Annotated in this window: 6 protein-coding genes; 2 read left to right on the top strand and 4 right to left on the bottom strand. The window is 61.8% G+C overall.

Annotation, left to right across the window (positions count from 1 at the left end):
* Positions 1–304: 304 nt before the first annotated feature.
* Positions 305–988 (top strand): GntR family transcriptional regulator, encoded by a 684-nt coding sequence (locus tag msub_RS11085; RefSeq protein ID WP_227506709.1) that lies wholly within the window; start codon positions 305–307, stop codon positions 986–988.
* Between the two features lie 93 nt (positions 989–1,081).
* Here the strand turns inward: msub_RS11085 and msub_RS11090 are convergent, their stop codons facing one another.
* The 4 genes from msub_RS11090 to msub_RS11105 all read right to left on the bottom strand — a co-directional run bounded on the left by msub_RS11090 (position 1,082) and on the right by msub_RS11105 (position 21,220).
* Positions 1,082–1,825, bottom strand: a complete 744-nt coding sequence (locus msub_RS11090) for a SapC family protein (RefSeq protein ID WP_048496071.1) — start codon at positions 1,823–1,825, stop codon at positions 1,082–1,084.
* Between the two features lie 35 nt (positions 1,826–1,860).
* Positions 1,861–3,519: a ShlB/FhaC/HecB family hemolysin secretion/activation protein gene (locus msub_RS11095; protein WP_048496072.1), complete on the bottom strand. Its 1,659-nt coding sequence runs from the start codon at positions 3,517–3,519 to the stop codon at positions 1,861–1,863.
* The gene (locus tag msub_RS11100; RefSeq protein WP_048496073.1) at positions 3,500–20,218 is read right to left on the bottom strand and encodes a leukotoxin LktA family filamentous adhesin; all 16,719 of its coding nucleotides are present in this window, start codon (positions 20,216–20,218) and stop codon (positions 3,500–3,502) included. The genes msub_RS11095 and msub_RS11100 overlap by 20 nt, the downstream gene beginning before the upstream one ends.
* A gap of 219 nt (positions 20,219–20,437) precedes the next feature.
* On the bottom strand, positions 20,438–21,220 hold the full coding sequence (locus msub_RS11105) for a helix-turn-helix transcriptional regulator (RefSeq protein ID WP_048496074.1): 783 nt from the start codon (positions 21,218–21,220) through the stop codon (positions 20,438–20,440).
* Between the two features lie 641 nt (positions 21,221–21,861).
* On the opposite strand from msub_RS11105, the gene msub_RS11110 reads away from it, so the two are divergent.
* Entirely contained in the window at positions 21,862–22,131 is a 270-nt protein-coding gene (locus msub_RS11110; protein ID WP_048496075.1) for a ComEA family DNA-binding protein, read from the top strand.
* Positions 22,132–22,144 lie beyond the last annotated feature (13 nt).

Raw genomic sequence — 22,144 nt, forward strand, 5'->3', positions numbered from 1 at the left:
AAGGTGATTGCGGTTTGAGAAAAAGAAAGGTGACTTGGTTGCCTGACGGGCAAAGTAGGTCTGATCTTTCAAAGTAAAACCGTCAAAGTGCCGGTATTGGTTTCTGGCAGGCAACGGGAGTCGGGGACGGATGGTGGGGTGAGGGTTTCAAAAGTGTGCGCAGCAGGGATGCTGCGCTCAAGTCCCCATGGATGGGTTCACGACGTCTTTTGAAACCCTCACCCCACCAGCCGGCCCCAGCGCCCAACTCCAAACAAGAGGAATAACCGGGAAAATGGCAACAAACACCAAAAGAAAAGAGTCCATGGCAGACAGGGTTTACGAAGCCCTGAAGGACGACATCTTTGAGTTCCGCCTGATCCCTGGAGACAAATTCAGCGAGGGCGATGTGGGAACGCGCCTGCATGCCAGCCGCACACCGGTTCGGGAGGCATTGTACCGGTTGCAGCGGGAAGGCTACGTGGAGGTGCTGTTCCGCAGTGGCTGGCAGGTGAAGCCGTTTGATTTCCGGCAGGTGGAGGAGCTGTATGACCTGCGGATTACCCTGGAACGGGCGGCGATGCACAAAATCTGTGCCCTGGATGAGGAACCGCAGGCGATACGCACACTCATTGCCATCTGGAACCCGGATCATCCTTCCGAGCGAGCCGTGGGCAGCACCGTGCGGGCGCTGGATGAGAGTTTTCATTGCGACCTGGTGGCCGCCGCCGGCAACCGGGAGATGACGCGGATTCACCGGGAGATCACCGACCGGCTGCGGATTGTACGCCGGCTGGATTTTACCCGGGAGGATCGGGTGGATGCGACCTACGTGGAGCATGCAGCGATTCTGGACGCGCTGCGAACCAATTTGGCCAGCGACGCCGCAGATCGCCTGACCCAACACATACGCGCCAGCCAGAAAGCGGTTCGGGAGATTACCATGGAGCGGATTCGGGAAGCGGCGGAGGCCCACCGGCGGGTGGCCACGGAAGCCGGGGTCAGATGAAATTTTCATCTGACCCCGGAGGCAGTGAGTTTGCCAACTACCAGCCTGCTCCGGATGACGGATCATGGGAGGCGGCCGACTGGCCGCATAACTTCAACCTCGGGAGATTTCCGCTTCGCCTATGTCCTGGCGCATGTACTGCGGGAATCGGCTGGCGTTTCCGATCGACATGAGATGGGCGTATATCCAGCCCAGATACCCGTCCCGATTCAACTGCCCGAGCACGCCGTCGTCGAGTTCACGCAACCTGGCTTCGTCCACGATCTTCAGGTCCCGGAGCAGGAAGTTCCTCTGTTCACGGTTGGAAACCCGGATTTCCCGGGTAACCAGCAGGTCCAGTTCCTGCAGCTTCTGTGCAAACTGCAGTGTCCTGTCACTTTCCGCCAGGTAACCGTTCAGGAAATTGATGACGTTCTTAAGGTACTCGGTATCGTTACCTTCACCATCAAACAATGGCTCCCCCTCTTCCTCTGAAAAGGCATGGAAACTGTCGTCCAGACACACTGTATAGTCGCCATCCTTGCCGCCCCTGGCCAATACAAACGGATAGCGCCGCACGAATGCCGGCACATAGCAGCCGGCGCGCCAGGCGTTGTTCTCGTCGAGAAACAGATTCTCGTTCTGGCGCAGCCCCAGCAGCGCCACCGCGCCCAGTTCCCCGGCGGATTCACCGGCAAAAACAATGGGGTAGTCCCGGGCCGCCTGGAAGAATTCACTGCCGGCCAGCGGCACGTAGTGGGTTTCTTTGGCGAATTCCGCCGTCCCCAGGCCGGTTTTGAGCTTCAGGTTACGATGATTGTCCCGGTTCAGGGGCACAATGTGCTGGTAAAAAAGCATGAAAAGTCCCTTCTTGTCTTGGTCTTGGTTCTGGTTCAGAACTGGTAGCTGATGCGGGCCAGCAGTTTGCCGGCGTCCTGGTCTGGCACCACGTCCCGGAGGGTCTGGCCCCAGTATATCTCGCCGTTCAGATGATCACCGTATTGCCAGCGCAGACCCAGGCCAAGGCTATACAACTCCTCGTTGGACGGGCTGATATCTTCAACCTTGCCATAGTCTGCGAACACGAAGGGCTCAAGGCCGTCTCGCCATCGGTAACGGCCTTCGACGCTGGCAAACAGGCCATCGGCGCCGGCAACCGCACCGGAGGGATAACCACGGACACTGCCCGAGCCGCCAGACTGGAACAGCAGGGTTGGCGGCACGGTATCGTCTTCTGAAAACTGCCAGCCGCCACGGAAAAATCCGAGAAATCCTCCGCCCAGCGCCTGCACCCAGGACGCATCGCCGTCGTAAAGGGTGTAGTCCTCACTGGCTCCGAACACATTCTCCACGTCCGCCTGCACGGCGCCCTGGCGAAAGCTCCAGTTGGCCGTTCCCAGGTACCCGTTGACTTGCGCGCCCAGCGCCCAGCGATCCACGTCAAACTCGCTGACCGCCTCGCCCTCAAGTTCCGTGGTGGACTTGATCGCGGCGTTCTCGAGGTAGCTCTGAATCAGGACCGTATCACCGGAGTACCAGGGCTGGTCCCAGCGCAAGGCAATTTCCCGGGAGTCACCGGTAACGTTCAGGGCTTCGAACGGGCCTTTGACAATTTCGATATCGCCCTGGCTGAACCGCACGCCCAGTCGGCCGCCCCAGCGATTCACCGGCGCATCGTAACTGAACAGACCGTTCACCGAACCTTCCGAGCCCACTGCAAACAGGGTCAGGCGGTCGTCGATCCTCAGTGGTCCGTTCACCACCAGCGAAGCGCCAAGACGTTCCTCGCCGGTGCTCTCCGAGCCGGCGTTGTCGGCAAAAACCTGCCCGATGAGCCGCGGCTGCTCGTTGATGGTCAGGCGGATATCGGTTTCTCCGGATTCCTCGCCTGCGGCCAGCGCCGCCCTCAGGCTGAAGTTGGCGGTGCGGTTGATCCGGGTCAGGGCCGGTCGTAATGTTCGCACATCAACGACTTCACCGGTCTCCACCGGCAGTCCCCACAGCACCACCGGGTCCCGCGTGTAATGCTCGTTGGCGATGATCACCTTACCCAGGCGGCCCTCCACCAGTTGCAACCTGAGGACGCCGTTCTGTATCTGTTGCGGCGGCACCAACGCACGGGCGTTAACCAGGCCCTCGCCGGCATACAGCTCGTTAATGGCATTCACCAGCTTGTTGATGTCGCCGAACGTGACGGTCCGGCCCTCGTAGCCGGCAATCAGCTCGCGGATCTGTGCCATGGGCAGTAATTCGGAATTATTGATGCGAACCTCGCGAAGCTCGAAGGTCACGCCGGATTCCGGCAAACCGCCCGCTCCAATGGCAGGCGGTGTTTCGAGCGGGTCCTTCTCGAGTTCCCGGGGTTGTTCCCGAAAATACTCCTCACTCTGAAGGGTTCTCTCCTGTTGCAGCGCCGGGTCAAGGATTCTCAGGTCCGGGGCTGGCGCCTGCTGGGCGGCGACCAGGCCGCTGCCCACTGCCAGCCCGACACCCGCCAGATACACCCGGCCCTTTCGGGCCATCGGCGGGTGATCAGACTTCTTTTTCGTCATCCGTGCTCTCCATTGTTGTTGTGGCCTGGCGATCGTCCAGGTTGACAGCGCTTCCCTCAATACCACCGGCCGATTCCAGAGCCGGCGCAACCGGGCCCGAGAAGTCCATGGGCACGGTGAGGCTGCGCAGGATCGCGTCGGTACCACCCTGCAGCGTTCGGTCCGTATTCCGGGCTACACTGGCGCCGTTGACTTCCAGGCCGGTGTCCTGACGGCTCTCGTTGTAGTTCGGGCTCTGCACATCGTGGCCCGGGCGATAGTGGGAGACATAGGCGTCGGTCCAGGTCCAGCCATCGCGCATGCGCAGGCTGAACCGGGTATCCGGCTCGAATAGCTGAACATCCACGTCCCGAACCGCGGAACTGCGATTGTTCATGTACAGGGTATTGGTGCTGGTGATAACCGACAGATCCGTGCCCACCCAGCCGGAATCAATCGCAAAACGGTCCGTGGTGGTGGCAACGGTGGCCTGCTCGGCATGGAACTGTGCCATTTCAATGCTGCCGCTGCTGTCGATACCGAGGGACACGACATCGGCGAGATTGCCATCCGCGCCGGTAACCACGCCATCAAGCCGGGCTCCGGTATGCTCGATGTCCGTCGCGATGGTTCGGCCCTGCAGGCTGATCCGGGCCGGCACGGCAATCCTGTCACCGGAAATGGCGTCACCGGCCAGAACAGCGACTGGTCCGCCAGCGGTCAGCCGAGCGAAGTTGACGTCGTTGCCCGCCGCCAGCGACTGCCCGCCCGCAGACTCGATAACATCTACAAGGATGGTGTCTACCGCCCGCAAACTGACATCCGCCCCGGAAGAAACCGCATCCAGCATGGAAATACTGGCACCGGCCTCCGCCAGAACGCCGCCGCCCACATCCACGGAATCCGCCACGGTGATATTGCCACCGGCACTGGCGGCAAAGTCACCACCGGCAAGCACGTCTCCGGTAATATCCAGCGCGCCGGCGGCCGTCAGGGAGACACCGGTACCGGCGTTCAGGCCATTGCCGAGGCTGATGCTGCCGCCAGCCGTGGCAATGATGTCCTGCCCCGCCTCGATGGTTCCGGAAGTGGCAACCCCATCCCCTTCATAGCTGGCAATCACGATGTCTCCGGCAGCATCCAGGTTGACAGTGCCGGTTTCAGCCAACAGGCCGCCCAGCAGGATATCGCCGTCAGAACCCTCCACACCCAGGGTAGAGAGATAGATGTTGCGGCCGGCTTCCAGCGACCCCGAACGGGAATCGAAATCGCCGCCGATGGCCACGTTGATGTCCCGCGCCGCCCGGATGGTATAGCCTCGGCCGGCGTCAATCCGCTCGAGAAACAGCTCGCCGCGCAAGGCGCGGGTGATCACATCCCGACTTGCCTTCACCAGGTTACCGGAAATGTCGCCATTCGAGGATTCCAGGAAGGCATCACCACCAAGGTCCGGATCGTCGGTTTCCTTGCCCACCCGGATTTCGCGGAATGTGATGTCGCCATCGGCAATCAGTTCTACCAGACCATCGGCGCTCAAGTACCCCCCCGCCTCCGGGTCCTTCTGGCCATGGCTCTGATTGCCGGTGGTGTGGATGCGGATCTCGGCATCGGCGCTGTCGGCATTGGCAAACTCCACGGCAGCATCCGTCGCGTCCACCACGATATTGCCACTGAGGGATTCGAGCCGTCCGAGTTCCGCCGTCTGGCCGGCATCCACCACCAGGTCGTCCCCGGCGGACGCCTCGCCAACGCTGACATTGCCATCGGCCACCAGGTTGATGACGGTGCCCGCATTGGCGCTGCCAACCTCCAGGTTGCCGTCGCTCGCCAGATCCACGTAGGTGCCCGCTTCCACCGAGCCAAGGGAGCCGTTGCCACCGAAGCTGCCGACAATGTCGCCGTCGTTGGCCAGCACGCTGTCCAGCGTCACATCCGCCAGGCTGTCGAACCGGATAATGCCCTCCAGTGCGGCCAGGCCGCCACCGGTCACCGTATCGAGGAATGAGAGGTACAGGGCGCCGGTTTTGCTGAGCACTGTCGGCTCGGCCGAGGCAAGTTGCAGACTCTGGTCGGCACTGCCGATATCCCCCACGGCAGTGAGCGTCAGCGGGCCACCGCTGGCAATGCGGTGTGCGTCGCCATCACCCTGAATGGTAGCGCCCTTCAGCGCCATGGCGCCGGTCGATTCGGCCTGGCCGATGAGCAGGTCATTGGCTTCGACACCCAGCCAGACGTCGCCGCCAGCCTGCAGGTTCAGGGCCTCGCCATCGCCCGTCAGGACATTCAGGCTTTGGGTCGCGGAACCGATATTGCCATTCACGTTCAGGTTCACCGCCCCGCCCTGGATGATATTGATCCCGGTGTTGTCATAGGCGCCGACCAGATCCCCCCCGGCGACCGACAGCCAGATGCTATCCCCGGCAAAGGCCCGGCCCAGGCTCAGGCTGCCCTGCTGGTACAGGTACAGGGCATTGGCCGCCCGGGCACTCAGGTCACCGGTGATCGCGGTCTGGATGGGTGCCTCGGCGGTGCCGATGTTGCCGCCGGCCGACTCGAGGATCACATCGGTACCGCTGACCACGGTCTCGCCGGGCCGCGCGGTGGTGATGGAGCCGTCGGTCAGCACGCGAACGGCGCCACCGTCTACGTTGTACAGGTTGAAGTCGGTTTCGCCGCCGAGGAAGATGTCGCTGTCTGCCGTGGCCGTTATGGTGCCACTGGCCTGAACATCCAGGTCCTCCCGCTGGGTCACCCGGATGATCCTGGCGTTGTCTTCGTCAAAGCTGACGTCATCAAACTCCGCCGATGACAGCGCCAGGAGTTCTTCGTCGCTGACCCCATCAAGGCCGCTGGTGACGTCAATCACAACATCATCCGCCAGAGTGCGGCCTATGTTACCGGCGGCCAGGGATACGTTCTGGCCAATAATGTTGGCCTCTTCGTTAACCAGCGATCCGCCCGCGTCTTTCTCGATCAGCGCTTTCGAAATGCTGTTGCGCAGCTGGCTTTCGGTCCATACGGCACCGGATGCCACCTGTTCACCAGTCGCCTCCGACAACTCGAACTGGAAGTTCTCGTCGTAGGCGCTGCCGCCAAACTCGGCATGCAGATCGTGGTAAGTCCGGGTCTGCTGCTGCTCGTAGGCGGCTATCTCGGCGTCATCCCAGCCGTTGCTGTCGGCCAGGAAAGCCCGCTCCGAATCGCTCAGGCTGTACTCGAAGTCCGCATCGTAGGCATCGGTAACGATGTTGCCTTCAGCATCCCGGCTCAGGCCGCGCAACTGCCAGTAGCGGTTGTACCGGGCCTCACCGGCAGTCACTAATGCCTGTTTCTGCTGCTCCAGCGAGGCTTCGGCACCCGCACCCAGCAGGTTCATATCGTTCCAGAGGTTGAGCAACTCATCCGCCCGGCGCTCGTCACGAACGTCGTTGGTGTTCACATCCACCAGATCGCCATCAGCGACCGCAACAGTCACATCACCGCCGCCCTGGATCTGCCAGACGTTCAGGTCACCACTGGTTTCCCGCACGCCCACGTCCTGCTGGGCGTTGATAATCACCCGGCCGTCCTGCGCCACACCGCTGTTGAGGCCCAGCATCGCGCCGGCCGCGCCAACCGAACCCTGGCGGGCGGTGAGTACGAGATCGTTACCCTGCACCAGCGCACTGGCATTCAAGGCGAGTATGCCGTTCTGGGAGCTCAGGTTTACGCCACCATTGCCAGTGGTCACTGCGTCCACCCGCAGATCGCCCCGGATGCCGTCAATCGAGACATCACCGGCCACGGTGGATGCATCCAGGCCTCCATTACCAACGGCAACAGACAGCGGGCCCGGGCCACCGATGCCGCTTGTGGCCTCCAGCTCAAGCCGATCCGCGTCAATCAGTACATCGGAGTTGCTGGCCGTGATGCTGCCGTTGGAGGTATCCAGGCGGATTCGGCCCGCGGCATTGCGAAGGTCGCCCGAGAGCCGGAGGTCGGCATCGGTGCTCACATCCAGGTCGCCGGCATCGAAGCCGATGAAGTTGATGGCAATGTCTTTGTCCGCGTCGGCAACATTACGGGTGATCTCGAAGGCGCCCCGGGTCGAGCTTTGCTTCTGCCAGTAGCGCACTTCAAGGCACACAATGAAGTGAGCCTCACAGGTCGTCCAGGTCTGTGGCTCAGAGAATACCGGGTCATCAATGCTGAAATCCTCAGTGCCCGGCGTTGCATTGAAGCCCACGTACTCGGCATTTTCCATGGGGTTGGCATCGCCAGAGGGCAACCAGCCGGTATCCGAGCTGATAGTACCGCTACCGCTGTCGATGAAGCCGATGGCAGTATCCGAATAGCGCGTCACGGTGCGGGTCTCAGAGAACTCCTGCCCTTCCAGCCAGACAAAATCCAGCCCTTCGCTCGGAGAGTAGCTGGCCGACCGGGTGTTGCTCCGGGTTTCGTCCAGATAGGCGCTGCTGCGCTCAATCTCATCAGAGCGGCCACGGTAGACCTGCACATCATCACCAACGCGGGTGTAGATCGTGCTGTTGAGGACGGTAGTCTCGGATGCCGTGCCCCGGTTAAGCAGGTCGGTGTCATTGATGCGCAGCACGCCTTCAATGTCATCGCCCAGGCTGATGTCGGAGAGCTGCAGGGCCTTGCCGGTGGTGTTGTTGATCTTCACCCGGCCATAGCCGTCGAGGACGTTGATCTGGCCGTTGCCGGTACTCATGATCTCACCGGTCAGCTCCATGTAGCCGCCGGCTACGTCCACCTCGTCCAGCAGGATCCGGTCGGCCTTGGCATCGTAGCGGTAGCCGATAATGCCATCGCTCGGGTCGGAATCCGTGATGCGCACAATTTGTTCGCCCACATTGTCCCTGTAGTTATCGCGCGCGTCGTCCATCGCGGCTTTCGCGGCGTCATCAATGGTCACTTGCCAGTCGGCGATGCCTGACTGCACGGTGCCATTGATGTTCAGATAGCGGGCACTGGCCACCAGGTTGTTGCCGGCAATGTAGTTGCCCGGGTCGTAGCCTTCGGCATTGAAGTCGGCACCCCGTGGGTCGTTGCCGACGTGGCGGAAGGCGTCGATATAGCTGAGCAGGATATCCGCACCGGCACCAATATCGAGGGAGTTGCCGCGGATATCCGCCTGGATGTACAGACTGCCCTTGGTACTTTCCAGATCGACACTGCCGCCCAGGTTGAGGATATCGCCCTGCACAAAAATGTCTGTTGGCAAAAGTCCAGCGAACGGAGAGTTTACGGAATCGGAACGATCACTGAGATCCGGCAGCGTTACGTCGGACGGGTTAAAGGTATTGGCGACCGTAATCGATGGTGCCGGCGAGTTGGCACCACTGACGACGCTGCTGAATCCGGCACTGCCATGATCGCCGCTGTTCAGCGCCCCGATGTCAGAGGCACTGGACACCAGTGAACCGTTGAGGGTGATATCACCCACCGCATCGTTGGGAATTTCCAGCCCTTCCAGGCGGAGGAACGCAGGCGTCGGGTTATCGATGGTGATACTGGCATCGCCGGGGGCATCCAGTACGCCACTGCCGACCAGGGCATCGCCGGTGACGCTGATGTTGCCGCCACGGGCAATCACCGGGTCCACTTCCACGATCTTGATGGGCAGATCCCGGGGTGCGAACAGTTTACCGTCCTTGACGATATCCTCCCGCGCGTAGCCTAGCTCATCCACGAAGAATCCGATCAGCGCTTCTTTCAGCAGATTGATTTCCGCCTGGAAGGCTCGTTTCTCGGTTTCCGAGGCCGCGTACTCCGCCTGCATCGCATACAGTTCGTCAATCCGCTCGGTAATGGTCTGGTTGTAGCTGCCGTCGACAACGCGGTAGGAAATGCCGTCGGTTTTCTGCACTTCCTCGATCACTACCTGGTCGGTGTCGGGGTCAAAACGATAACCGAGTTCCAGAATTTCCTTGTTGTGCACGCCGGCTTTGAGGGCGCCGTTTACGGTGACGACCTCGTTGGAGGTACGGTGGGTATCGCCGGAGATGGTCTTCAGTGACACCTCCTCGGCACCCACCAGGTCGGCCAGGCCATTCACTATGCCTTCAACAGCCTGCTTTGCCAGATCCGTTGCCGTGCCACGGGCGGTGAGGTCCTGATTGCCCGGGCGGGCATTGATGAAAATGTCGCGAACGCCATGCACTTCACTGCCAGAGGCAATGGTCACCTTGCTGTCGTTGTCCAGGGTGGTATTGACCACCGCCGGGCCGCTCATGGCGAAGGCCGTGTTGTTCCACAAGTCCATCCGCCCAGTGAGCTGGTAACGGCCATCGTCGCCCGCCGCACTCATACCGGCATTCAAGGTGACATCGCCATAGCCTTTGAGGAAGCTGCCGGCCGCCAGGTTAACGGTGTTATCCGCCGTCATGGTCAGGTCGGTGGTGCCATCCGCGGCACCGGCAAGGCCATAGGTCTTGACGTTACCCGCCACTTCAGCGACCGCATCGGTGCGCGCACCGATCGACAGATCACCCACCGACGTGATGCGGGCACCCTCGCCCACCGACACATCAGTGTTCGATGTCAGGGTCATAAAAGCATCACCGCGGGCGATCGGCAGGCCACCGCCGGCATCAATGCGCAGGCGGTCCTCCAGATCGAACTTCGCCTCGGCATTGATCAGCAGGAAGCCGGGGTCGCGCCAGTCGCCGGTCGCCTCAAGGGCCGCGTTCTGGCCGATGTCCACCAGGCTATCCAGGGTGACGTCCGTGGTAATACTGGCTGCGGCCGCGTTGGCAATGCCACCGGCGCCGGAGGTGAGGCTGTATTCCCGGCCTTTTTTGGTCGCTTCCGCCAGACTGCGAATTTCAACATTCCGGGCGTCCACTTTGGCGCCGTCAGCCACGTTGACTTTGGCCTCTGCGTCCACGTCATGGCGGGTAAAGCCCCCGCTGGCACCGAGCGCCGAGGCCTGAACCGTATTCAGGTTGGCATTGAAGTCGCTCACATGGGTAGCGCTCAGGTTCAGATCGGCCAGCGTGGCGGTTCCGCCGTTGGCCAGGTTGGTCGTCGTGGTGCTGGTGTCTTTGGTGACGGCAGTGGTAGAGGCACCGGCAATGATGCCGCCGCTGCCCGCTTCGGCGTCCACCCGGTTTCTGGTTTTGCTGTCTGCCATCACCGTCAGTGAATCCCGACGGGTGTCGGTCATGGTGGCGCTGAAGGTGGCAGTTGTGGTGCCCTCGGCGGTTGCCGTGCCGGTGTTGCGGCCGTCAGAGGCTGCGCCCACGGCAAATCCATCCGCCCTGGCATACTGGGCACTGGTGTTATCCGCCGATACCCGAACGTCACCGGCCAGATCCAGGGAACCCGCGGCCAGCGCGGTTGCATCAGAGGCGCCTTTGGCGGTTGCCGACGTGGCGCTGATGCCAATCACCAGGCCGCCGGAGGAACCCTCGGCTTGGGCATCGGCACTGTTATCGTTGCCAGAGGCTTTCGAAACGGTGGCGTCAACATTCAGGCCGCCGCTGCCGGAAACCGAGCTGCCTTCATCCAGCGTCGCTGTTACCGTGGTATCCGTCCGGGCGTCCGCGATGGAGGCACCAATGGACAGGCCGCCGGATACAGTCCAGCCCTGGGCAAAGGCCGTTGCGTCCGGCGTGGCTTCGGCGAGAACATCCAGGCCGCCATAGTTCACCTTGAGGGCGCTATTGTAGACACCGGCATCAATTGTCGAGGTGTCCAACGCGGTCGCTACCGAGCCGCCGCCGGCCGCACCAAGACCGCCGGCCGCGGCAATGGTGTGTACATCCACCGCGCCGGAACCGTCGGCTTCGATGCGAGTGGAGAAACTGTCGTTGAACGTGGCCCCTTCAATGCGCGCATCCACGCCACTGTCTTTAGCGGCCGTGGCGACGACCACGCCAACGGCGCCGGCGCCAAAGGCGGCACCAATCGCATCGGCCTCGATGGAGGTGGCGTCTTCAGCCTCCACAGAGGTGTATTGCAGGCTGGGGCTGTTCGGGCCGCTGGTCAACGAACCACTCAGGCCCGCGTTCACGGCATTATCGATGCGACTGTCTACCACCGCCGCACCGAGCCCCACGATACCGGCACCGCCGGCCACGGCATCCGCCTCAATGGCGTCGCCACCGTCGCCGTTCAGGGCATAGGCGCCAATATCAAGATCACCGGTCAGGGTCAGGCTGGAGCTGCCAGCCACCTGGGCGGTGACGGTGTTGTAGACCCGGTCGATAATTACCGAGCCTCCCGCACCCAGGGTCCCGCCGATACCCACTGCCCCGGCGGTGCTCTTGAGGCGGGTTTTGTCCGTGGCTTTTACCGTTACGTCGGCAGCGGTGACACCGGAATCCGCTATCCTGGCCGTCGTCGTATCGGCGAGGCTGGCGTCCGTGGCCGCCCGCAGGTCGTAGGTGCCCGCCGAGTTGATGGCGGAGACCTGGTCGCCGTCAAGTTCATCGGCGGCATCACCGGTGCGGTCCGCGTTGGCCAGCGAATCCAGTTCGCTCAGGGTACCGGAACCGCCCTTGTCGAGTTCCTCGTTGGCATCGCCGCGCTCACCGCTGCCAATGAAGGTCACCGACAGGGCACCGGAAATGCCGAGGGTGCCACCGCCGCCGGCGGCCACACTGGTGGCGTCAATCTTCGAGTCGCTCAGGGCGTCGACGGTGACATTCCCCGTTGTGCGCAGGGTCGAATTCTCCACTGTGGCACCGACACTGGAATGCAGCACAGACACATGGCCGCCGGCACCCAGCCCCATGCCTGCCGGGGATGCGCCAATGCCGATTGCGCCGGCGAAACTGCTGAGATCCGCCGAATCCGCCGCCGTCACTTCAATATTACCCGTGGTATTCTCGTTACCAAGGTCAACACCGCTGGCCCGGGCAATGGTCCGGTTTTCGGCCACGTTTGCCGTCACCGAACCGGCCACCCCGGCGGCACCGGCGCCCGCCGCACCAACCGCCCAGGTGTCGATTTCGCTGCCGGTACGGGCATTGATCCGGGTGTCTCCGGTGACCGATAGAATGCTGTCGGAATCACCGGCACTGCCGTCCCGCTTGTCACGATCCACCGTGGCTTCTGTGGTCAGAGAGCTGATGGCCAGGTTCATGGCACCGGCCGCTGCAGATCCGCCTGCCACCCCGATAGAACCAGAGGCCAGCAGCAGTTGGTTGTCCGTTGCAGCGTCAACAATCAGGCCGCCCGCGGTGACATCGGTGCCGTTATCCAGGTAGGCCAGAGTGGTGGCATCGTGCAGGGCAAAGGTACCACTACCGGCAGCCACCCCACCCGCGCCGCCGGCCGCACCGGCGGACATCACGGTGGTACCAAGGCCAGTGTAGGCATCCACCGTTACATTGCCTTTGGCCCGGGCATCCACGCCACTCAGGAAGGCCTCAGTCTGGCGGTTAACCACATCCACCACCAGCACCCCGGCACCGGCACCACCAGCACCGCCGGCAAGGCTGATGCCCATGTTCGAGGTGTAGGCGTGGCTGGAGCCATTCACATCCAATTGCTGGGCGGCATTGGCGCCGTCCGCTGTATTGATGGCCGCGCCGGTGATTCCGGCGCGGGTGGCACCGCCGACAATATTGGTGGTACCCGTGAGGGCACCGGCGGCCGTGCCCGCACTGAAGCCAGCCGTAACGGCAAAGGTCGAAACGCTTTGCAATGACTGGGCATTGACCGCAACACCCCGTACCGATTTACGGTCGCTCTGCAGATCCGTAGCGGTGATATCAACGAGATCTTCCAGGCGGGTGAGCTCTGGCGTGCTGATGAGATCTCCGGTCGCCACATCCAGAACACTGCCGCTGTCTCTGGCCAGGGCACTGACCTGCGTACCGCTGCCGCTGATCAGGGCCTCGGTGCTGGCCAGCATGTGGTTCACCACCAGGGAGGCGCCGCCACCGAAGGAGCCGGAGCTGACGCCGGCGGCACCGGCAAACACTTCCAGAACGTCGTTATTGGCGGCCAGCACACCAACGTTGTTCTGTGCCGTAACATCGGCATCGTCCCGAATCTCTGAACGGGTGCTGGTATTCAGAAGGTTGACGGACACCGAACCGGAAACGGCATCACCGCCACCGGCAGACAAACCGGCGGAGACAGTGCCAATACGGGCCTGGGAATCGGCATCCAGAAGCACATCGGCTACATTGAACTGGCCACCGGACAGCTCGGCCACCACGTCGTTACCGATGCGATTAACGGCAACCGAGGCACCCACAGCCGTGCCCCCGACCTGAACCGCACCCGCCAGGCTGTCGATGGTGCTGTTGTCGGCCGCGGTAATCTCGACATCCGCCGCGGTGTTGTCCAGGTTCACATCCGTGGCTTTGGCGCTGAGGGTGTTCTCGGTAAAGCTGTTGGCGCTGGACACACCCGCAGAGACCAGGCCCGCCGCTCCGGCGGAGGCCGCCAGCGTCTTGATTTCAGAATAGCTGGTGGTATTGACCGTCAGGCTGTCGGTGCCGATCAGCTCCGTGCCTTCAATTCCGGCTGTGTAGCCGCCAGTGATGGTATTGACGGAGGCGGCCAGCCCGCCGCCCACGGAACCGCTGCCACTGATAACGCCAGCCAGGGACCAGATACTGGCCCGATTGGCCGCGGTGCCAGTGCCCACGGTAGCCGACACATTGCCGGCTGTGATGCTGCCGGCGTTGATCAGGGCGTCGGTCTGCAGCGTCATCAGGTTGATACTGGAAGACCCGGCCAGGGCAACGCCCTGGGTACCGTCGCTGACGGCGCCGGCAACGGCAATGGAGGCAATATCCGCATCCTGGGTGGCCTTGACGGTCACCCTGCCCTTGTCAGCGGCAGCGCCGCCGTCGGTCACTGTCGCCAGCCCGCCGAGTTCGGCAGACACGGTACCACCAATGTCGTTATAGCTTGCCGCAGCGCCGATGGCCGCCTGGCCACCCACGGTGGCGGAAAGACTGCCTGCCAGGGAGAAGAAATTGCCGTCCGCCCCGGCGGTGACGGAAACATTATCGGCATTGAGGCTGGAGTTGCCCAGAACCCGCGCCGCCACATCGGTACTGCTCAGGGTAATGGCGCCGGACCCGAGAGCCGAGAACCCGTTGCCACCCGAAACGCTGGCGCCGGCCGCAATACCGATCGCCTTGCGGGAGTTCAGGGCAGAAACGTCCAGGTCGCCATCGGTGGCGGTCACGGACGAATCACGAATCTCCGCCACATAGCTGCCCTGGAGGTCGGTAAAGCCAACGGCCGCTCCGGCCGCCGCGTTGCCAGCACTGATCGCGAGCGACCCGGCGAAACCCACGACCGTCTCGCCAGAAGCAAATTCCTCATTATCGAGTGTCAGCCCGGTCTGGCTGGAATCCACATCCGAAAGCGCGTTGGCGTCGAAATCGCCCTGTGCGCCGGCAGTGTTATCCCGGAACAGATTATCCGGGTCGGCGGTGTCGGCGGTGCTGCGAGCCGTCACGGTCACGTCACCGGCCGCTTCCACCGTCGAGGCCGTCACCAGGTTTCCATAATCCACCACTTCCGGCGTTGCCGCGTCGCCGTCGTCATCTTTGGTGCCGTACTGGCCGGTAATGCCGGCCTGCAGGTCGCTGTCCACTGTCATGATGTAGACCGAACCGGCGCCGGCAAAGGAACTGCCGGTGGCCGCGCTGCCACCGAAGGCGCCCGCCAGGATTCGGGCCGCGCCCAGGGCACTGACATCCACAGTGTCGAAGCCGGTCAGGCTGCTGCCCCGGATGAAGGAGCTGACATCGTTATCAATCCGGGCGTACGTGGCGGCAAGGCCAACGCTGCCGCCGGAACCGCCCCCCAGGCCCAGGGCCAGGGAGCCGCCGCCCGTAAGAATGCGGGAACGGTCGTAGCCGGTCACATTGGCGGTGCTGCCGGCGCCAGAGCCAACCAGCTCACTGTCCTCAATCTCGGCCTCGTAATCGGAGTCGATGGCCGCCACCGAGACGGAACCGGCTCCGGCCGCGCCGGCGCCACTGGAGGAGCTGGCTGCCAGGGCGACGCCGATGGAGAGGATATCGCCAGAACCCGCCGCGAGAACATCAAGCAGATCCACCCTGCCATCCACGTTGTACAGGCCGGCACGAACGCTGTTGCTGATATCATTCACAGCCACCGCGGCGGCAATGGCTGCCGCACTGCCACTGCCTCCGCCGGCTATGGAAATGGCCGCGGCACCGGAGGCGCTGATCTGATCGACATCGCCGATAGCGCGAACGTTCACGCTGGTGGCAGGGTCACCGGTCCCCTGAAGAAGACTGGTGTCGCGCACTTCCGCAACGGTATCCATTTCCGCCAGGTTCAGTGTGATGGAACCGGCTCCGGTCAGGCTGCTTCCGGGCTGTTTGCCGGCCGCTCCGAAGGCGCTGCCGGCCTCGCTCAGGGCTGCCAGGAAGCTGCCGTTCTGAGCTTTGGTCTGGGTAGGTGTTGGAGACGGCGCCGTGGGCGGCGGAGTTGCGCCGCCCGGGGAATTGACAGCAACCGCACCCGCAGCGCCAATCACGCCGACCGTGCCCTGGCTCACTGCATCCACCGTCAGATCGGCCGTCCTGATTCCGGCGGCCTCACCCGATGCCACAGCCGTATCCGCCGGAGGCGTTTCCGGGGACTCGCCCTCTTCCAGGGCCCGATCCTCGCTGTTATCGCCCACATAGGCACGGGTATCGCTTTTCACATCGTTATAGGCGAAGACCACGCCAATGGCGGTTTTTGATCCACCGTCGCCACCCGGTGGCGCAAGTGCCACGGCACCGCCAACGGTCCACAGGTTCATGGAATAGTCCGCGCCGAGATTGACGGCGTCGGCCACAACCCGTGCGCCGCTGTGAATACTGGCGTGGGTGGTGGTATCGGTGTTGGCGTAACTGAGGATGCCATTGCCCGCAACGCTGGAACCCTGGCCGGCAGAGGGCGCCACCACGTACATCAACTCACGGGTTGAGGCATCCACGTTCAGGGCGTGGGTCTGAACCACGGCACCGTCACCAATGCCGGCAATAGTGCTGCTATCGAATTCGGTCCAGCCAATGGCACCGCCACCGGCGTTGTCCGAGGGCGCGGCCCGGGAAGTCAGGTAGGTCAGCAGTGACAGGTTGCCGGTAACGCTGGCTGTTTCCATGGCGGTGCGGGCATCCACGTCCACGCCGCCGGACCACTGCCAGGTGAGATCGGTATTGATATCAAAGCTGTCTTCGCCTTCAGGGGGCTCGAAGGTAATGGCAAAGTCGCTGTCCCAGGTGTCATCGGCACCGGTAGAGACCAACGTGGCGCCCTCGCCCACCCAGGCACGGGTGTCGTGGCTGACAAACGTGCCGTTGAAACTGCCGTACACGGCGGTGGTGGTTTCCGAACTGCCGCCGGCACTCTGGGCAAACGCATTGGAATAGCTGGTCAGCAGGTAGTCCGGCAGGCCGAAGGTTTCATAGGCCTGCCCGTCCGGCGCCAGGTACAGGCCAACGATATTGTTGACCGTGGCCAGGAAATCGTCGGGGCCATCCCATTCGGCCGGGTTGAACTCTGCAATAAGCTCGTCGTAGTCATAGTCCAGCGGCAGCTCGCTGCGGGCTCCCACACCGATGTTCCTGGCGGTAATGGAAACACCATCGCCAATAATGGCCTGGCTGGAGTGCAGGTAATCAGCATAGGCAATGGCAACGCTGCCAGAGACTTTGGCGCCGTCCTTTTCCGAAACCGAGTTCACCCGGCTGTCGGCAATGCTACGAACCCCCTGGTCCACCACCCGGGACCGTACCGAGACGTTGCCATTGGCAAGATCAACGGTGGCACCACCACCAATGATCGCCTTGGCATACTGTTCACTGAACGTAAGACTGGCGCCGGCGGCCAGACGAACACCGGCCGGTTTGCCGGTTGCGCTCAACTGGCCCTGAATAAAGCTGTTGATGGCGGAGGAGCGCTGACGGCGGCTGCCTACCAGGTAATCGAAAACGTTGTTGCCATTCTGGACGACGGCCTTGGTCACCCGGGTATCGCTCATGTTCTCCGCCACAACGTCCAGCGCGGAAGACGCGGCATCGGATGACAGGTCAGCGTTGAACGACGCCAGAGCAGAGGTGTTGAAGTCGGAGATGGCCAGGGTAAGGGCACCCTGGGAGGTCGCGGGCGCCTTCGGATCCACGAAGGCGAGGCTGGCGGCTTCCGTGGTCAGGCTGTCCATATTGCTGGCGCGGACTTCCACCGAATCCGCCGTCAAAACAACGTCTTTTCCAACAACGGCTTCGGTGTTCACACGGGCGCGCCCGATTCCCAGGGCGAAAGCCGCAGCCGTATTACCGGTATTACCAGTCTTGGCCCGGGACACCTCGGCCTCCGCAGATACTTCCAGCTTGTTCCTGCTTTCAGCAACCACGGAGAGACCCGTTGCGGTGACCTGGGCATCGTCTGAAATCCGTGCAGCTGTGGTACCGGATACCTGCCCGTAAATCACGCCAAAACCGGTCGCAGGCAGAGACCCATTTGCCAGACCGCCGGTGGCACCTCGCACCATACGCTCAGCGTTGGCTTTCACGGTGACATTGCTGGCAGCATCCAGCTCGGCACCCGCGCCAACGGTAACCGTTGCATCGGCAATGGCCAGCCCGGCAGTGATCGGAAAGCCCAGGGCCAGCAGTGAGGTCAGATCCGTCGGGTCATCGAAGCTCTCAATGGCATTGTCCTGAATCTCCGAGGACTCCAGGCTGGCCATCTGTTCCATCACCGTCAGGGGGCCTGTTGGGTCCGCTGGGTCCAGGCCGGCCAGCCACGCGAAATCCACCTCGGCAATGGCCTCGGCGGAAATGTCGATGTTGCCGCCCTTGATGGCGCCGTTCACCGTGACATTAGCCTCAGCATCCGACCAACCGGCTATCTGGACATCCGAGGCACGGGCTTTTAGTGTGACATCGCCGTCTGCTCCGGCAGCACCGGTATAGCCCGCCCTCTCAACGTAGCGGGCATCAATGAGTGCGCCGTTCTCGACATTGATAGCGACATCGGCCGTTTGCGCCAAACGCACGCTATTGGTCACATTACCAACGCTGGTGAAGTAGTCACCAGGGCTGGTGGACTGGCAGATATTACAGGTGAAGTTGTCGCCGGAGGTGAGCGTGATATCGCCCGCGTTGTAGCCATCCGTGGCGAAGGTGAGAATGCTGGCGCCATCCTTGACGGTGATATTCGGCGCCTGCAGGGTCACACTGCCGGAGTCCCCTTCGGAGGCCACGGTGTAGAGATCCGCACTCGCCGCATCAGCCAGTCCCGCCGGGTTATCAGAAAGCTGACTGGCAGGATCAATAGTAACCGCGGTTTTACTGCTATCAATCCGGCGGGTGTTGATCGTGGCACCGGCATCAATGGTCACCGAATCACCGGCGTTGATCAGTACATCGCCGCCGTTCGTGTAATAGGCGGTCGATTCCATGGTCACATTGGCGTTACCCACCAGGAACTGGCCATCTTCACCGCTGGTACCGCCGGACAAATCGGCATTCAGGCCGGCCAGTGTCAGATCGTTACCGGTGGTCTCGAGGGTACCACCATCGCCGGTTGAACCGGCCGAGGCATCAAGCAGCGCGCTGCCGGATACTGCGGTGGTGCCTGTTGCATCGAGCAGAAGCTCGCCGCCGTCACCGCCCTGATCGGCGCCGGCCACGCTGACCGCTGCGGTATCGCCGATTGTCAGATCCTGATCGGACCGTAGAGTGACCGAGCCACCGTTGTGCGGGGTGGCATCCGGAGACTGGCCGCTTGCGCTGATCGTGCCGTCAACCTGCAGATTTGCGCCCGAAGCCACATCGATACGGCCCCCGTCGCCACCGTCTGAAGCACCATCAGCCAGCACACGGCCGCTGGTGGCAATGGTCACATTACTCTCTGCGGCCACGGACACCTGGCCACCTCGGCCTCCGGTCTGCGCGGAACTGGCATCCAACAGCCCGGACACGGCCGCGTCTTCACTGGCCCGAATAGTAATACCGCCATCCACCACGGCCACAGCGGTGCCCGCCTGCAGTCCTTCGGTATTCACCGTGGCCTCGAACAATGCCTGCCGGGCTTCATCGGTCGCCGACCGTAGCGAACCAGTCACCGCCACATCGGTGCCATAAACGGCAATAGCAGAGGCGCTGTTCACCGTGCCTTCAATACTGATGATGCCGGTGGCGGACTGCGGGGCGTTACCGGCCAGAAGGTCACCCACGGCTTCATCACCAATCACACCTTCAGGGCTGATCAGCGCATCCATGAAATCGGAAGTGGGCGTGGCGAACAACAAGCTGCCAACGTTCAATACACCCTGGGCGCCAACAACAATGCCATGGGGATCAGCAAACACGATGTGGCCACCGATCTTTTCGTTGAGCAGGCCGTTCAGGGTGCCGTTGATCACCGCCTGGGAATCGTGCACCAGATTGATGAGATTTCGGGTTTCTGCGGGAAGATGGAGGTTAACGGTGTTACCGGCCGCCACCTGGAAATGATTGAAGCTGTTGAAGCCGCTATCACCCTTGACCGTTGTGGTGCGGATGTCCGTGAAGGTGCCGTTGATGTCCAGCGTGGTGTCGGTCCGGCCGCTGACTTCAATGGTATTGGACGCCGCCTGGGCAACCGGTGCAATACCCAGCGCCGCCACAATCGCCGACGTCAGGGGATGCTTGACCAGAGGAAGGTCGAGCCTGCCAACCCGCCGGCCCTCCCGTTTTTGTTGGCGGGTGGGGAGGTGCCTGGAGCGTACATTCATGGCGCAAGTCCTTTACTGCGTTAACCCTATCAGGCGCCCCGGCGGCAATTTTGGGTACTGCATGTCAGCACTGCAGAAATACAGCCAACGCCCCTGTCATCATTTGTCAGGATGACTTTTAATATTTCCGAATGTTAATGCTTGTTAACAAAACTTTACACCCCCTGATCAGGGGGTATTTGCCATCAGGCCGGGAAGGACGCAGAAATTGGGGAAGGGTTAATCATGGCCGAGCCAGAGGGCAGTCAACGCCGCACGACTGCGCACATTGAACTTTCGGTAAAGGGTAACCACGTATTGGTGGGTGGTGTTCTGGCGCTGGTTGAGCTCGCTGGCAATTTCCTTTTCCGACATCCCCGTCAACAGGCAGGAGAGAATATTCCGCTCGGTAGGCGTCAGCGGCTCACCCGCCACCAGAACCCCAAAGCTCAGCAGCACCTGCCGGAAATACCAGACCAGTGAGCGAAGTGCGAACTCGGCGACCTCCAGGTCCTCCTTCGTATAGGAGGGAGCGTCCCCCAGCCGGTGCAGAGCGACGTATACTTCGCTGTCCTCATTGACAGGCGCAACCACAAACAGGGTGTCTGAAATCCCGCGTTCCCGGTAGAACTTCCGATAATGCTCACTATCAAAAAACTCCTCCGTGACATGATCACGAATCAGCGTGGCGCGGAAACGCCCGGCATTGCGGATGTGATTCAGGGAACTCTGGTCGGGTTCGCCATTGTTCATGGCACGGGCCGCCACCCGGTAAAGCTTCCGGTCGGCTTCGGTCCCATTGAAATAGAACATCGGCCCGGCCCGCCAGCCTTGCATGGGATCGTTTTCTGGCCTGTTGCTCAAGCGCATGGCAGAGAGAACATAGCCTCCGCCGGCATTAACCATTCTGGCAAGGCGCTCCATCAGGTGCTGCAGGGATGCTTCCGCCTTGGAGGCAGGAAAGGTGGATAGCTCATCCCACAGATCGTAGATCGCTTCTCGGGTCTTGACATCGATGTTCATCGCGCGCCCTGTCAGTAACAGTTGGTCTCGGGAGACCCGATTATTTAACTTTTGTCAAAAAGAAGAAAAAGTAGGAAATCCGGCAATAAGAATCAAGTTTGTTGGAGCTCTCCTCTGAGACACTCACTCATTGTTCTCAGCGGTCGTTTGCCAACCGCCCCGCTGCTCCGATTGCCAGACCATGGGTGGGAGCGGTGCCGACCTTTGGGGTGAGCGTGAGAGTGAACCCAGGTTCATTCTGGCAGCTGCTGAAATGCTTACAAACCTGTAAGACATATCGCACAAAGCCCGGAGCGATTCTCCGATAGGTACGAATTCAATCCCCAGTAAAATGGTCATTGTCAGGGATGACAAGCCAGCAAGGAACGTTGGCTCAAGGATGAGAACTCCACGGATCAGGAGTTGCCCGAGGGATCAGGGCTTACAGGGATGGCAACAAGGATGACGCGCTCAGGATGAGTCGCACGCCTGACGGAACGGGCAGGGGTCAGCCACGGAATTTGGGATCACACGGAACGTGGTCCCGTCCGTGCACTTCTACCGCTCACCGCACATTTCTGCTCTCCCCCAACATTTCGCTCCTGCTGCTTTGCGCCCTGGCACAACACCAATAACGCAAATTAGCCTCAGGAGCTTATACCATGAAACGCACGCCCCTCTTAGCCACCCTCGTTCTGCTGTTCAGCCTGGTGACCGGTTTTGCCTACGCGCAAGATGTCGCCGTCAATATCAACACCGCCGATGTAGCCACCCTCGCAAGCCTGAACGGCATTGGCCAGAGCAAAGCCGAAGCCATCGTCGCCTATCGGGAAGCGAACGGTCCTTTTGCGGTAACCGCAGACCTGGCGAACGTGAAAGGCATTGGCGAGCGGACCATTGAGAAGAACGCAGAGCGCCTGACCGTCAAGTAATACGCCGGGCAGT

Source organism: Marinobacter subterrani, from assembly GCF_001045555.1.
In the GTDB taxonomy this organism is placed as follows: Bacteria; Pseudomonadota; Gammaproteobacteria; order Pseudomonadales; family Oleiphilaceae; genus Marinobacter; species Marinobacter subterrani.

Coding starts and splice junctions, on each gene's coding strand:
- msub_RS11085 (WP_227506709.1), top strand. CDS start 305: ATGGCAGACAGGGTTTACGAAGCCCTGAAGGACGACATCTTTGAGTTC.
- msub_RS11090 (WP_048496071.1), bottom strand. CDS start 1,825: ATGCTTTTTTACCAGCACATTGTGCCCCTGAACCGGGACAATCATCGT.
- msub_RS11095 (WP_048496072.1), bottom strand. CDS start 3,519: ATGACGAAAAAGAAGTCTGATCACCCGCCGATGGCCCGAAAGGGCCGG.
- msub_RS11100 (WP_048496073.1), bottom strand. CDS start 20,218: ATGAATGTACGCTCCAGGCACCTCCCCACCCGCCAACAAAAACGGGAG.
- msub_RS11105 (WP_048496074.1), bottom strand. CDS start 21,220: ATGAACATCGATGTCAAGACCCGAGAAGCGATCTACGATCTGTGGGAT.
- msub_RS11110 (WP_048496075.1), top strand. CDS start 21,862: ATGAAACGCACGCCCCTCTTAGCCACCCTCGTTCTGCTGTTCAGCCTG.